The sequence below is a fragment of the Acidobacterium sp. FHG110202_01 genome (assembly GCF_059115305.1).
Genome location: NZ_JBZYWJ010000004.1, coordinates 372,421 through 387,657, shown reverse-complemented (window position 1 = coordinate 387,657; position 15,237 = coordinate 372,421). Strand labels below are relative to the sequence as shown.

Sequence of the window (15,237 nt, the reverse complement as noted above, 5' to 3'; positions counted from 1 at the left end):
GGTTCTATTGGTCGTCCGCTTCGTTATAGCTTGCAGCAATGCGGTTCAGGAAGAGGGGAAGATTGCTGCGCAGAATGATATGAGGAGCCAGGCGGGTGACCGGTTCAGGATTGACCCTTTCCGTCAGATATCTGGCCAGAGTCTCCATGGCTGTTTTGCCTTGCGTGAAGGGGCGTTGATACAGCGTCGCCAGGATACAGCCGGACTCAATCATAGGAACCAGTTCCGGGAAGAGGTCGGTGGTGATGACTTTGATCTGGCCGAGCGCTTTTTGTTCTTCCAGCGCGCGCAGCACAGGCAGACTGTTGGCTGTGCTGATGTAGATGCCCTGTGGGCGCGATTTGCGGGCCAGCAGCGCAAGCGTCGCCTGATACGCCTCTTTGGGCCGCTCGTGACTTTCCATTGCCGGAAGCAGAGAGAGATGTGGAGCTACGGTGGCCAGCGTTGCGGCAAAGCCACGGAGTTTTTCCGCGTGGTCCAGTGTTCCCAGGTTTCCGGTGATGGTTGCAACAGAGACTTTCTCTTTGATCGTCAGCGCCAGGAGCTCCGCAGCAATGCCTCCGCTGGCAGCGGCGTCCGTGCAGACGGCGGCGAGCCTCTCTGTTCTTGGCGCATCGCTGGCTACGCAGACAACCGCAGTTCCGCGTTGAGTGAGACGACGCACCAGCGGGTCCATGCGCACCGGATCACCGGGGGTGATGATGAGGCCGTCATAATTGCGGTCGAGACAGGATTCCAGCATTTCAAGGTCGCCGCTGCCCATCCTGGGGTATGTCTGGAAATCCAGCTCGAAATTCAGCCCGTGAGTTGCAGCAGCAGCTGTGCGTATGCCTTCGCGTAATGGATCGAAGAAAGAGGCAATCTGACGGGGAAGGTTGATTCCGATGCGTAGATTGCGGTTCAGCTTGAGGCTGCGGGCGGCTACATTCGGCCGGTACTGAAGCTTCTCGGCCATCTTCATCACCCGAGCACGAGTCTTAGGGCTCACGCCGGGCCTGTTGTGCAGAGCGCGGTCGACGGTGCCTATGGAAATATCGAGGGCCGCCGCTATTTCCTTAATTCCAGATGGCTTTCCGTTTTTGTTCTTCACCGGTGTGAGTCATTGTAGCTTTTCCGGGCAATAAAGACGAAAGAGCAGGCAACGTACACGCCACTGGAGATCGATGCGGTTACTGCGTGAAATACAGCTCAAAAAGATATCTTGACAAGAATTTTGCGGCAAGCGTAGTGTGTTCGGCTCAGAGAGAAAAACGTGAACGTACACGTTATTTATATGAAATAGTTCCGAGGAGACATCATGCGGCGTTTTTTGTTTGGAGGTCTTACTAGACTGCGGCTTATGCAGGGCGTGGCTCTGCTCGTCTTTCTGTTTCTTTGCGCATTTCCTGCTCATGCGCAGGTCGACCAGGGAACCATTACCGGGACAGTAACGGACCCGACTGGAGCGGTTGTTCCGAATGCAGAAGTGACGCTTACAAGCACCGATACCGGGCTTGTTCTGAAATCGGCAACGAACCAGAGCGGAGTGTATGTATTCTCTCCCGTCAAAATCGGCAATTATTCGGTGAGTGTTTCTGCTCCTGGATTTTCTACGAGTAACATTGCCGGCCTTGTGCTGAACCTGAATCAGAGACTTGTTGGCGATCTCAAATTGCAGCCAGGCAATATTTCGCAGACGGTTACGGTAAGCTCCGGACTTGGGCAGTTGCTCGAGACGCAGCAATCTTCCACCGGACAAGTGGTAAGCGCGCAGGTGATCAACGACACGCCCCTGAATGGGCGCAACTATGTTTTTATTGCCCAGTTGTCTGCCGGCGTTACGCAATCGAACGGAGCGCGCGGACAAGGCAAAGGGGACTTCAGCGCGAATGGGCTGCGCGCCGAGCAGAACAATTTCATTCTGGATGGCGTTGATAACAATTCCAATCAGGTCGACTTCCTGAATGGCGCGAGCTTTATTGTCAAGCCGCCACCGGATGCTCTGGCAGAGTTCAAGGTACAGACCAGCGGCTACGATGCTCAGTTCGGGCATTCGGCAGGCGCAGTTATCAACGCGTCGATCAAGAGCGGCACCAATGCACTGCATGGGAATGTCTGGGAATACTGGCGTAACGATTCGCTTGACGCTCTTGATTACTTTGCGAAGACAGTGCCGAAGTACCGGCAGAACCAGTTTGGAGGCACCTTAGGCGGACCTATTATCAAGAACCGGCTCTTTTTCTTTGGCGATGTCGAAGCGAACCGCATCATTTTCGGGCAGACCAGCACATATTCGGTTCCTACTCCGCTGATGCGCACGGGCAACTTCAGCGAATTACTGAGCCCGAGTATGACCGGATCAAGCCAGCCTATTCTTCTTTATCAGCCGGGATCGAAGGGGTCTGCGCTGCTTGCCTGCAACGGCCAGCAGAATGTTTTTTGCTCGAATCAGATTGATTCTGTCGCACAGGGGATTCTCAACCTCTATCCGCTGCCGAACGCGAATGCAGGCAAAACTTACAACAACTACGTCATCAACCGGAACAACCTCGATAATACGGTGCAATGGGATGGCCGTCTGGACTGGAACATCAGCCAGCACGATCAGGCATTCTTCCGGATGAGTTACTACAATGAGCGCGGCAATTACGCGCCGCCGCTGGGTGAGGTTCTCGATGGCGGCGGGTATGGATCAGATGGCCCAACGGTAAACATGGGTCAGAATTACGCACTGAGTGAGACGCACCAGTTCAGCAATACACTGGCAAACGAATTTCGCTTTGGTTATAACTGGGGCCATCCGCAGTTCCTGCAACCAAGCGCGAATACGAATGTTGCTCCCACAGTTGGGCTTGGCGGCATTCCGTTCGGGAAGAATAACGGCGGACTGCCCAGCACGAGCGTGTCAGGAATCAGCAGCTTTGGTTCTCCAGGTTTTTATCCAGCCATTGAGTATGAAAATGTTTTTCAGGTTCTGGATAACGTAACGAAAGTGGCTGGCAACCACACGCTAAAGATGGGCGTGAGTATCCAGCATGTGCGCGTTGCCACTACGGCACCGATCAATCCGCACGGCAGCTACACTTTCAATGGCTTTTACACTTCGAGTCCGGGAGCGAGCTTTACGGGCTATGGTGTAGCGGATTTTCTTGCGAACCAGATGAATGGGGCGGGGCTGTCAAACTACTTCAACATTGACAATGTTCACTGGTACAACTCGGGATACTTTCAGGATGACTGGAAGGCTATGCCGAACCTGACGCTGAATCTTGGCATCCGCTATGACTATTTCCAGCCGCCGGAAGAGCGTCATGACAATCAGGCGCTCTGGTATCCAACCGCGATCATTGCTCCCGGCTCAGGCACGGCGAATTATGTATTGGCGAACAGCAAGCGGAACACGGCGTTGGCTCCTGTGTTCCTGAATCTGCTTGCCAAAGACAATATCAACCTTATGTATACGGGGAACCGGTCGCTGGCCGAGCCGCAGTACACCAATGTCAGTCCCAGGGTGGGATTCGCTTACACTCCGAGCAGCCGCTGGGTGATCCGCGGCGGCTATGGGATTTTCTTTGGAGGGCTTGAGAGCATAGGCGGCGCGCCTAATCCCGGGTTCAATTATCCGTTTTCGTTCTCGTCGAACTTTCCGGCTCCAGGATGCAGCACGACGACGAATTTCTGCCCGACCAATGGGCTTACTCTGGAAACAGGATTTTCGCAGGCGCTTAGCCAAGGGATTCAGAACTTTCTTTCTACTCCCGGGCTGGTTGGAGGACAGTCAAAATTCCGCTCGCCCTATACGGAGCAGTTCAATCTCTCGACGCAGTATGCATTCACATCGGATCTCAGCCTGACGCTGGCTTATGTGGGCAATGTCTCGCGCCGCATACAAGGTTTCCCTGACCAGAACGCTCCGTTTGGCCTGGTTGGTCCTGCTGATAACGCGAATAACATACGGCCCTTCCCGGATTTTGGCGGATCGCAGTTTAACGCTTATGAAGGAGTGGGCAGCTATAACTCAGGGCAGGCAACGCTCGAGAAGCGCTCTTCGAACGGGCTGTACTTCCTTGCGACGTATACCTATGGCCATGCGCTGGATGACACGGCAACTCCTTTGACTGGCGGAGCGGGCACTTATCGCAATGCGCTGCTGCTCCCGATGGGGTATGAGTTTGCGAATTCCGACTGGGATGTACGCCACCGGTTTACTTTCAACGGCGACTACCAACTGCCCTTCGGCAAAGGACGGCGCTTCCTCAATCAAGGTGGGGTGCTGAATGCAATTGCGGGAGGATGGGCTCTGGATCTGGTGTTTACGGCACAGACCGGTACGCCGTTCACGGTGAGTCCGAACAACTCAAACGTGAACGGAGCCAATACCCGCCGCGCTTTTTTGATGCGCGATCCCTTTGCGTCCGGAGGGTCGCCTGATCCTACCAATCCGAGCACGACCTGCGCGCCACGCACGCACAACGTCACAAATTGGTATAACCCGTGTGCCTTTGCCAATCCGCTTCCGGGCAGCGCGATTCCGAATACGCAGACGGATCAAAATCCGGTGGGCACGCCTATTCGTGGAATTGCGCAGGTGATTCCATACCTGGGCACGGCGCGCAACCAGATATATGGTCCCGGATTCGAGCGGATCAATACGAGCGTGTTTAAGAACTTCGACACGTTTGAAGGGCAGTACGTACAGTTCCGCGCGGACATTTTCAACCTGTTCAATACGCCGGCATTCGGCGGGTCGGGTGCCGATCCGAACGGGACCATCAATTCCACAGGAGGACTGATCAGCGCGACGCGCTCGCTGGGTGCGTTTACGCCGAATCCACGGTTTATTCAGCTGGCGTTGAAGTACTACTTCTGAGGAGCAGGGAGCCGTAATATATTTCACGAGATGAGGATGGCCTATCTCTGTGTTCAGGCTCGCGGTCGTGTGATTACGGAGTTTTCTCCGGTGATGAGAAAGGCTCTTCTCGCTCTTGTTTTCCTGCTTCTGTCGTGGGCAGCCCGGGCACAGAGTGGGTTGACACAGGCAGATGCACGATCGTTAACCGCAGCACTGCAGGCTGAGGATGAGGGAAAGAGCCATGATGCTGAGCCGATACTGGCCAGGTTGTTTGGTAAGTATCCCGGCAACTTTCAGATAGCGGCCTCACTGGGTGAGGTGTACGCGGAAGAAGGGGAGTTCGAGCAGGCGGTTGCCCCTCTGGAAAAAGCATGTCAACTCGATCCTTCTTCTGCAACGGTGCTCGCCAATCTTGGAGCGGCTTATCTGAAACTCAATCGCAGTGATGACGCTATTCGCGCATTGAAGCGGGCTGTGGGTCTCGATAGCGGGAATCCGGATACACAATCGAATCTCGGGATTGCATTGATGCAAGCGGGCAAGGCGCGTGAAGCTGCGGAGGCCTTTGCAGCTGCAGCATCTTCGAGGCCTGCGGACGATGATCTGCTCTATAACTGGGGGCTGGCTCTCTATAATTCCGGACAGAGTGGGGAAGCCGGTAAGGTCTTGGTGCGTGCTTCGAATGTGGAGTCTTCCGCATCGGCTCAGTCTTTGCTGGGCGATATCAGCGAGAAGCAGAAGCAATATCAGGAGGCAGCTGCTCATTACCAGGCTGCAGCGAAGCTTGATCCAAGCGAGCCGAATCTATACATGGTTGGAGTCGAGTTCCTGCGGCACTGGACTTTTGATGCAGCCATTCAAAACTTTGAGTATGGGGTCACGAAGTATCCAAACAGCAGACGGATGCTGCTTGCGCTTGGCGTCGCCAGATATTCGAACAATGATTATGCAGGAGCGGCGCCGATCTTTGCGCAAATCCTGGATGCGAACCCCGACGACGAGTTTGTCGCGAGTCTGCTGGGGCATGATTGCAGTTTGATGCCTGATGACAGTCCTGGCTGCGCGAAACTTATCAGCTTTGCAGGGCGGCATCGATCGAATGCTCCGGTGGCGACGTATGCGGCGGCTGGAATTCTTCACCGGCCGGGAGGCCAGCAGGATCTCGCCCAAGCCCGGCAGCTTTTGCAGCAGGCAGTTTCTGCGGACGCAAAATTTCCGGAAAGCTATTATCAGCTGGGAATTCTCGACCAGCAGGAAGGGAACTGGCAGGGGAGCATTGCTTCTCTGGAGCAGGCCATCGCTCTTAAACCTGAATATTCGCAAGCACATTATCGTCTGGCGCTGGCCTATTCGCATACAAACCAACGCGAGAAAGCACAAGCGGAACTTGCATTACGGCAGAAATACAGCCAGCAGGAAAAAGATGATCTGAATGCCAGATTCAAGCAGGTGACGACGTTTCTGCTGGCCCAGCGCTGAGAGTTAAGATTTCTGTGGTGCTTTCTGTCTGGGAGCCTGCGGAGGTATTGTGCAGTTTTCGTTTCTTCTGTCCTGGGGACGTGCTTTGAGGGCGGCGTTATGTGCCTTTGTTGTCATGCTATTTGCTGCTGCTGCATGGGGAAGCACGGAGTATTACCGCCACAGTGTTTTCGACAATAGCCTGACGACGGATTCTTATTTTAATAGCCGTGGCGCAGCCAATGGGGCAAGCTTTCTCGAATTGAAAGATAAGCGGCTGCCGGTCGAGACAAAAACATTCTTTACGCCTCCTAATGCACTTCGTCTCGAGTGGCAATCGCAGGCCGGCGGCGGATGGGAAGCGGAAATCCACGTTGATTTTTATCGCTATCGCTTTCCTGAAATGAAGGGCGAGAACCTGTACTTCTGGTGCTATGCTCCTCAGGCAATTGCGGCTGACGATCTTCCTGAACTCGTGCTGTCCAACAAGGCTTCCGGTCTACAGGTGGCGGAATTTCCCGGCGCATTTACACAGCCTGTGCCATTGGCCAAATTTGCTGGAGGTATTCCGGCGCGGCGATGGGTTCGGGTGAAGATTCCTTTTTCCGCGCTTCACACGGCTTCTATTTATGAGTTTCACCCGCAGGAGCTGCGCAGTGTGATCTTTCATCAGAGCCGGGCTGATGGTGTGCGGCACACTTTGTTCATCGATGAGATTCGGACCGATGATGATCTGGCTGCGAAAGATTCCGCTGCGTTGCCCGCGCCTGCAAATGTTCGAGCTGTTGGCTATGACCGGCATGTGGAATTGCGATGGGATGCGGTCAACAGCGCAGCGCTCGGGCGCTATGTGATCTATCGATCGCTCGATGGCAAAACTTTTGAACCGATCGGCATGCAGCTTCCGGGTGTGACGCGCTATTCCGATTTTCTGGGCAAGTCAGGGGTAACGGCCCAATACAAAGTAGCCGCGTCTGATGGCGATTACCACGCATCTCCGCTATCGGAGCGTGTGAGCGCATCCACGCGCGAATTGAGCGACGACGAGTTGCTCACCATGCTGCAGGAGGCCTGCTTTCACTATTACTGGGACGGGGCCGAGCCTCACTCCGGAATGGCGCGAGAGAATATTCCCGGAGACGACCGCATGGTGGCCACCGGCGCAAGCGGCATGGGTATTGGCGCGCTGATTGTCGGTGTGGACCGCGGATTCATCACGCGCGAGCAGGGAATCGAGCGGGTCGCGAAGATCGTCAATTTTCTGGAGCACGCACAGCGCTACCACGGCGCATGGTCGCATTATATGGACGGAAATACCGGCAAGACGATGCCGGTGTTCGGCATGTTCGACAATGGCGGTGACCTGGTTGAGACGTCATTCCTGATGGAAGGCCTGCTGGCTGCGCGGCAGTATTTCAAAGGAAACAGTGCTGCCGAGAAGAGCCTTTACCAGCGGATTACGCGGCTTTGGGAGACCGTGGAGTGGGACTGGTATCGCGGCCCTAAGCCGGGAGATTTTCTTTACTGGCACTGGTCGGCAGAGTGGGGATGGCAGATTCAACATCCGCTGATCGGTTTTAACGAAGTCATGGTCACTTATCTGCTTTCGATTGCGTCGCCGACACACGGCGTTCCGGCGAGCATGTATTACTCCGGCTGGGCCGCGCAATCGAAGCTTGCGGCAGACTACCGAGCAGGCTGGTCGAGGAGCAGAGATGGAGAGCACTATTCCAACGGGCACACGTATTACGACATCAAGCTGGATGTGGGCGCGGGAACCGGAGGGCCGCTATTTTATACGCACTATTCCTTCTTCGGCTTTGATCCTCACAGTCTGCATGATCGCTATACGTCTTCGTATTTTGAAAACAACCGCAACATGGCGCTGATTAACCGCGCCTATTGCATGGCGAATCCGAAACATTTTCCAGGGTATGGCGCGAATGCCTGGGGGTTGACGGCGAGTGATGGCCCGGGTGGATATGTGCCGCATGCTCCGGATGAGAATGACGATACCGGTACCTTAACTCTGACGGGAGCGCTCTCTTCCTTTCCTTATACGCCTGAAGCTTCCATGGAGGCGCTGAAGCATTATTATCGCGACTTTGGAAGCCAGCTCTGGGACATTTATGGGCCGCGTGATGCATTCAATCCTGGGGAGGATTGGATCTCACCGATATACATGGGGCTGAATCAGGCTCCTATTGTTGTGATGGTGGAGAACTATCGCACCGGGCTGGTTTGGAAGCAGTTCATGGCTAATCCTGAAGTTGGTGAGATGTTGCGGAAGCTTGATGGGGTGACGGATAAGCAGGCAGTAGCGAAACCCTGAACAAGGTTTGGCTGAGACATTTCGAGATACTGCAAAGGGCCTTGCTGCGCAAGGCAATAAGCGCACCTTTCGGTGCGGGTCCTTCGACTCCCCCTTCACTCCGTTCAGGGTTCGCTCAGGATGACAACGTGGGAAAAAGCAAAGGGGCGAGGTAAGGCACCTGTTGAAACCGAGATGCTGCAAAGGGCCTTGCTGGCGCAAGGCAATAAGCGCACCTTTCGGTGCGGGTCCTTCGACTACGCGCTGCGCGCTCCGCTCAGGATGACAAGGCAAGGGGTGAGCGCGTGGTTGTGCTGGAAAAGCGAAGGGGCGATTTCCCTTGCGGGAGATCGCCCCTTCTTTCCGATTTTTCGAAGACCTGGTTCGGCTTCCAGGTCACAACGGTTGTTACTTCCGAATGAGCCGAGATCAGCAGGCCTTGCGACCCGCGCTTCTCCTGCTCTTTCTTCCGTTACATCGTTGCACGAGCTTTCTCGGTTCCATCTATGGAAGCCTCCGGTTGCCCAGTGGCTTCGCTTTGCGAAACGTCCAGTTGCCTGAATGCCTCGCTCCAAAGCTTCCAGTTGCCTGAACGCTTTGTTGAGGTCCGTTGCCGGTCCTCGTGACGGCCCTTGTCTACTCTCTCCTTCTGGAAGATCTCTCTTCCGTTGATTTGAAGCTTACTCCTGATCTGACTGAATGCAAGGGGGTTCAGAAGATTTTGTAGTGTGGAAATGCCGTGCGTTATGTGTAAATTGCGTCCTTGTTGTTGAGCGGATTATTCATAGCGCAGGACGGTCTGCGGGTCGACCCTGGTGGCACGTCGCGCGGGGAGCCAGCAGGCGAGCAGAGCAATGGTTGCCAGGAAGATTGGCACGAGGGCGAAGGTCACGGCGTCGTGTGGACGAACTCCGTAGAGGAAGCTTGAGGAGAATTTCGCCATCATCCATGCTGCGGGCAGGCCTATGAGGAGGGCGATTCCAGTGAGCAGCATGCCCTGGCCGACGACAAGTTTTTGGATCGCGTGAAGCTGCGCTCCCAGCGCGATGCGGATACCGATTTCCCGCGTGCGGCGGCTGACGGAGTAGCTCATGACGCTGTAGAGGCCGATGGCGGCCAGGGCCAGTCCGATAAAGCCGAAGACGCCAAAGAGCGTTCCGGCGAGACGCGGCAGGAAGAGCGCGCTGCGGAGGTGATCTTCGATGGTCTCAACGTTGTAGACGGCCATGGCTGGATCGAGTGCGTGGATTTCATGGCGAACGGCGGCTGTGGTTGCGGCTGTGTCTCCAGCGGTGCGGACGATGAGCGTGTAGCCGAGGAACGATGGTTCGCTGGAGATAGTCTGCGCGAGTGACCGGAAGAGAACAGGGCGCGTGTCTTCGCCGAGTGTGCGCGATTTGATGTTTTTGACGACGCCGATGATTTCGTAGGTGGCGCCTCCTCCAGTGACGCGATGGCCGATGGGGTTTTCCCTGCCGAAGAAGTGATCTACAAAAGCCTGGTTCACGATGGCGACTTTCGATCCAGCGGATGGCTCATGGGCAAAGTCGCGGCCCAGGATGCGCGGGATTCCAAGAACTTCAAAATAGCCGGGAGTGGCCATGTATTCGTCGACAGAAGGCGATTCGGAGCTCGATTTGCGGCCTTCGACGGAGAAGCCATCACTGCGGTGGCCTCCGGAGAGCGGGATTGAATCGGTGGCGGCGACGGACAGCACTCCGGGAATGGCAGCGATGCGCTCATGCAGGAGATCAAGGAAGCGGTTGGTCTGGTCGGGTGTGTAGCCGTGGATGCGGGGGTCGACGGAAACCATCAAAACTCCGTGGGAGCGGAAACCGATGTCGATGCCGGTGGCGTTCTGAAGGCTGCGGAGGAAGAGTCCGGTAGCACAGAGCAGGACGATGGACATGGCGATCTGCGAGACGATGAGAACATTGCGCAGAGTGAAGCGGCGTCCGGGGCGGGCGAGCGCGTCTTCGCCTTTGAGGGCGCTGGAGAGGATGGGGCGGGAGGCGATCCACGCGGGGATAAGGCCGAAGAGGAGTCCGGCGCCAACACTCAGACCCAGAGCGTAGAGCAGGACGCGCCAATCAACACTAAGGCTAAGATCAAGCGGCACGGGTGCGGGGAAGTGGAAGGCGCCGAGAGCGGTCGTGGCCCACAGTGAGAGAAATGCTCCGAGCAGCCCGCCGCCGAGCGCCATGACGATACTCTCGATGAGCATCTGGCGCAGGAGCTGGCTGCGCGCTGCTCCGAGAGTGATGCGGACGGCCATTTCCCGCTGGCGCGTCGCAGCCTGAGCGAGCAGGAGATTGGAGACGTTAGCGCAGGCGATGCCGAGGACAAGCAAAACTACGACGGACAGCGCAGCGAGAAAGAGAAGGACAGTAGATCTGTCTCGCGGGGGCAATGATCCGGCCTGATCGATCAGGAAGCCGTTACCTTTGTCGGTTGCCGGATAGGCTGCTGCAAAATTTTTAGCGAGCTTATTGAGCTCGGCAGAAGCCTGGCTGCGGGTGACGCCTGGATTGAGGCGCGCGACGACAGCGAGCCAGTGATAATCGCGCGCTTCCTGGTCAGAAGGAGTGGTAGAAGACTGATCTGAGCTGCCGAGAGGGATCCAGAACTGGGGATCGAGGATGAGGTCGAGTCCGTGAAATGCGGGCGGTGCGATGCCCGCGACGGTAAACGGCTTTCCAGAAAGCGTGATGGACTTGCCGATGATCGCTGGATCGGCGGCGAAGCGGCGCTGCCAGAGGCGATAACCAAGGACGATGACGGGCTGCTTCTCTTCGCCGGGGAGAAAGCCGCGGCCGAAGGGCATGTGGATCTGGGCTACATCGAAGAAATTGGTGGTGGTGGCTTGTCCCCAGACGCGCTCCGGCTCGCCGTTGCCGCCGATGGAGGCCGGCATGAGATCGATGTTGGCTGCAACTCCGGAGAAAGATTTGGCCTGGTCGCGGACATCCTTAAAGACAGGCAGGGAGAAATTGTTGCAGCACCGGTCGCCGTCGTGCGTCATGTGAAGCGACAGGAGCGAGGCCGGGTCTCCGACGGGCGCGGGACGCAGGACAAATCGGCTGACCATGGAGAAGATGGTGGCGTTGGCGGCGATGCCGAGTCCGATGGAAACAACGACAGTGAGGACGACGCCGGGTGATTTTGAAAGGCGGCGGAGAGCCTGACGCAGAGCGGTCATGGGATTTTTCTCCTGCTGGCTGTGTACGTGGAGGGAAGACGGGTGGTTCCGGTGATGGGAGCTATTTTTTGGATTTGAGGTTTCCCACCCTTTCGCAAAAGGCGCGAAAGGATGGGGCACCCTTGTTCGTGGCAGTCGAGGCGAAAAGCAGGTCCTTCGACTCCGCTCCGCTCAGGATGACAACTCGTTTGCTGCGCTTTATCCAGTATGACGAATTCGATCCCCGGTATCATGGTTAGATGGGTGTTTCTACGCTGGAGAGGAAGCCAATCCTCACTCGGCGGCAGTTTCTTTCGCTTTCCGCTATATCGGTTGCGGGATTTGCCTTTTATGCGGGCGAGATCGCGCGACATGAGATTGATGTTGTCCGGCGCACGATTATCCTTCCTGGTCTGCCGGAGGCCTTTAAAGGCTTTCGCATCGTGCAGATCTCGGACATTCACCTGATGGAATTTACCGAGCCTTCGTTCCTGAAGCTGGTGCTGCATGAAGTGAATGCGCTCAATCCTGATCTGGTGGCCCTGACGGGCGATTTTGTGAGCTTCGGTCCGATTGAGAAGCACCGCTCCATTGCCTGGGCCTATGACTGCGCAGAGCTGCTGATGCGTATCCAGTGCCCGAAGGTCTATGCGGTGTTGGGGAATCACGACTGCATAGTGGACCCGGCGGCTACGACCCATGCGCTGACCTCGCACGGGATTCCGGTGCTGGCGAATGAGTCTGTTCCGATAGAGCGCGACGGCAAGCGCATCTGGCTTGCGGGCGTAACGGATGCTCTGAACGGAAGGGTGCCCAGCGATTTTGCCGGGGCGTTTCCGAAAACGGCGCAGGCGGATGGCGAGCCGGTGATTCTGATGGCGCATGAGCCGGATGTGGCTCCGGAGGCGGCGAAATATGGCTATGGGTTGATGCTTTCCGGGCATACGCATGGCGGGCAGATACGGATACCCTTTTTGCCGGCGATGAATCTGCCTCCGCTGGGCAAGAATTATCTGGAAGGGCACTTTCAGGTGGGGGCGATGCAGCTTTATGTGAATCGCGGGATCGGAACGGTGGGGTTGCCTTTCCGGCTGAATTGCCCTCCGGAGATTACGGTGTTTACGCTGGGGTAGTTGTGGGATCCCACCCTTTGCTGCGCAAAGGATGGGGCACCCATGCTTGTGGCTATCGAGGCGAAAAGCAGATCCTTCGTCGCTTCGCTCCTCAGGATGACAACCTGATGGGTATCCGCTCTTGGTGATTTATAATCAATCAGATTCCTGCCTTTATTCAGGAAATGCAGCTCTTCGAGAAAAAAGGGCCATCTTTAAAGGTCATTAGCCATTCATGATTCGTTTCCTTCAGAAAGACAGCCGTGTCGTCAAGGCGATCTTCATCGTGATTATCGCCGTTGCCTGCATCACCATGGTCATTACGCTGGTTCCGGGTATTTTCAGCGACCAGGTTTCTGGCGCCGATGCCTACGCCTCGATTCGCGGCAGAGGACTTGGCCGCTTCTTCGGTTCCGGCGATGAGGTATCCAAGCAGGAAGTGCAGCAGCTTGCACAGCGCATGATGCAGCGCCAGCAGCTTCCGGATTTTGTGCTGCCGTTCATGATGCAGCGCGTGGGGCAGCAGCTGATTGCGCAGCACATTGAGCTTGAAGAGGCGAAACACCTCGGCATCCAGGTGACGGATGAGGACCTGCGCAATTTTCTGCACACGGGCATGTGGGGGCAGGTGATCTTTCCGAACGGCCAGTATATTGGCGACGAGCGCTATGCCAGCCTGGTTTCGGAAAACTTCGGTATTTCGCGCGACAAGTTTGAGACCGAGCTGAAGAAAGAGATTCTGCAGCAGCGGCTGCAGTCGTTTATTACAGCCGGCGCTTCGGTTTCAGACCAGCAGGTGCGTGACGCCTATACGCAGCAGGGAACCAAGATCAAGTTCGATTACGCGGTGTTGAGCGCGGACGATCTGCGCAAGCAGATCAATCCGACGGACGCTGAGCTGCAAACCTTCTTCAAGCAGAATGCAACGCGTTACGCCAAGGCCATTCCGGAAAAGCGCAAGATCGAGTACATCGCCTTTAATTCATCGAACCTGCCGGGGGGCGCTCCACAGGTGACCGATGCAGAAGTGCAGCAGTACTACTCGCAGCACCAGAATGATTACAAGGTCGATGACCAGGTGAAGGTGCGGCACATCCTTATCAAGGCCGACCAGAACGCGGACGCGAAGACCGATGCAGCAGCGAAGCAGAAGGCGCAGGACATCCTGAAGCAACTGCACAGCGGCGGCAACTTTGCTGACCTGGCGAAGAAGAACTCGGATGATCCGGGCAGCAAGGACCAGGGCGGCGAGCTGGGCTTCATCAAGCATGGCGTGACGGTGCCGGAGTTCGACAAGGCCGCGTTTTCACTGCAGCCGGGACAGATTTCTGACCTGGTGCGCACGAAGTTCGGATATCACATCATCCAGACAGAAGAGAAGCAGACCGCGCACACGCGCTCGCTGGATGAAGTGAAACAGGATATTGTTGCGACGCTGACCCGCCAGAAAGAATCGCAGGCACAGCAGACTTTCGCGCAGCAGCTGGCGAATGAAGCGCAGAAGGGCGGCCTCGACCAGACGGCGGCGGCACATCATCTGCAGGCCACGACGACGGATTATCTGGAGCAGAATGCAGTTGTTCCGGGACTTGCTGACGGTACGCAGCTGCTGACCAATGCGTTTACGGCGAAGCCGGGAGCTGCTCCGGTTGCTGCTTCGACGGGCGATGGATATGCGGTCTTCCAGGTGAAGGATGTGCAGGCGGCACATGCTCCCGCATTTGAGGAATACAAATCGCATATTCAGGATGACTTCCGCGAGCAGCAACTTCCGCAGCTGATGACGCGCAAGATGAATGAGCTCGCCGACAAGGCGCATGCGGAGAATGATCTGGCCAAAGCTGCTAAAGAAGTGGGAGCGACGGTCAAGACGAGCGACTTGGTAGGGCGCGATGCGCAGGTGCCGGATGTGGGGCAGCTGGCGCAGGTGGCTCCGGCGTTCTTTGACCTGAATGTTGGGCAGATCAGCAAAGGGGTCAACACTGGCCGCACTGCAGTGGTCGCAAAGCTGGTGGACAAGCAGCAGCCGACAGCAGATGAGGTCCAGAAGAACTTCGAGGCGACACGCGATTCGCTCCTGAACCAGCAGCGCCAGCAGATGTATGAAGTTTTTGTCTCGACGCTGATGGACAAGTACCAGAAGGAAGGCCGTATCCGGATTAATAAACGGGCGCAACAACAGCAACAGTCGTAAGAGAAGAAAAAGATAAGCAACGAAGGCTCGTGGTTTTGGAATCTTTCAGATCACGGGCCTTTTTATTTTTTAAGGTCAACTGCGGAAGACGCAGAGTATGCGCTGAGGTCCGCAGAGGGAATTTCACCACAGAGAGCACAGAGGTCACAGAGT

Annotated in this window: 7 protein-coding genes; 5 read left to right on the top strand and 2 right to left on the bottom strand. The window is 56.2% G+C overall.

Features of this window, described 5'->3' with window-relative positions:
- Nucleotides 1–4: 4 nt before the first annotated feature.
- On the bottom strand, nucleotides 5–1,090 hold the full coding sequence (locus AC5S16_RS10620) for a LacI family DNA-binding transcriptional regulator (protein WP_493930035.1): 1,086 nt from the start codon (nucleotides 1,088–1,090) through the stop codon (nucleotides 5–7).
- 207 nt (nucleotides 1,091–1,297) lie between these two features.
- Here AC5S16_RS10620 and AC5S16_RS10615 point away from each other — a divergent pair, with 207 nt between their 5' ends.
- From AC5S16_RS10615 to AC5S16_RS10605, 3 genes are read left to right on the top strand one after another with little or no spacing between them, the layout of a single operon-like run.
- Entirely contained in the window at nucleotides 1,298–4,849 is a 3,552-nt protein-coding gene (locus tag AC5S16_RS10615; protein WP_493930034.1) for a TonB-dependent receptor, read from the top strand.
- 36 nt (nucleotides 4,850–4,885) lie between these two features.
- Nucleotides 4,886–6,310 carry a tetratricopeptide repeat protein gene (locus AC5S16_RS10610; RefSeq protein WP_493930033.1) on the top strand — a complete coding sequence of 475 codons (1,425 nt, stop codon included), beginning with the start codon at nucleotides 4,886–4,888 and terminating at the stop codon, nucleotides 6,308–6,310.
- A gap of 49 nt (nucleotides 6,311–6,359) precedes the next feature.
- Nucleotides 6,360–8,621, top strand: a complete 2,262-nt coding sequence (locus AC5S16_RS10605; RefSeq protein ID WP_493930032.1) for a glucoamylase family protein — start codon at nucleotides 6,360–6,362, stop codon at nucleotides 8,619–8,621.
- A gap of 757 nt (nucleotides 8,622–9,378) precedes the next feature.
- On the opposite strand, the gene AC5S16_RS10600 is transcribed toward AC5S16_RS10605, so the two are convergent.
- Nucleotides 9,379–11,799: an ABC transporter permease gene (locus AC5S16_RS10600; RefSeq protein ID WP_493930031.1), complete on the bottom strand. Its 2,421-nt coding sequence runs from the start codon at nucleotides 11,797–11,799 to the stop codon at nucleotides 9,379–9,381.
- A 239-nt stretch (nucleotides 11,800–12,038) separates the two neighbouring features.
- On the opposite strand from AC5S16_RS10600, the gene AC5S16_RS10595 reads away from it, so the two are divergent.
- Both AC5S16_RS10595 and AC5S16_RS10590 read left to right on the top strand, forming a co-directional pair.
- Nucleotides 12,039–12,911 (top strand): metallophosphoesterase, encoded by an 873-nt coding sequence (locus AC5S16_RS10595; RefSeq protein WP_493930030.1) that lies wholly within the window; start codon nucleotides 12,039–12,041, stop codon nucleotides 12,909–12,911.
- Between the two features lie 214 nt (nucleotides 12,912–13,125).
- The gene (locus AC5S16_RS10590) at nucleotides 13,126–15,084 is read left to right on the top strand and encodes a peptidylprolyl isomerase (protein ID WP_493930029.1); all 1,959 of its coding nucleotides are present in this window, start codon (nucleotides 13,126–13,128) and stop codon (nucleotides 15,082–15,084) included.
- Nucleotides 15,085–15,237: the final 153 nt, after the last annotated feature.

Coding starts and splice junctions, on each gene's coding strand:
- AC5S16_RS10615 (WP_493930034.1), top strand. CDS start 1,298: ATGCGGCGTTTTTTGTTTGGAGGTCTTACTAGACTGCGGCTTATGCAG.
- AC5S16_RS10610 (WP_493930033.1), top strand. CDS start 4,886: ATGGCCTATCTCTGTGTTCAGGCTCGCGGTCGTGTGATTACGGAGTTT.
- AC5S16_RS10600 (WP_493930031.1), bottom strand. CDS start 11,799: ATGACCGCTCTGCGTCAGGCTCTCCGCCGCCTTTCAAAATCACCCGGC.
- AC5S16_RS10595 (WP_493930030.1), top strand. CDS start 12,039: ATGGGTGTTTCTACGCTGGAGAGGAAGCCAATCCTCACTCGGCGGCAG.
- AC5S16_RS10590 (WP_493930029.1), top strand. CDS start 13,126: ATGATTCGTTTCCTTCAGAAAGACAGCCGTGTCGTCAAGGCGATCTTC.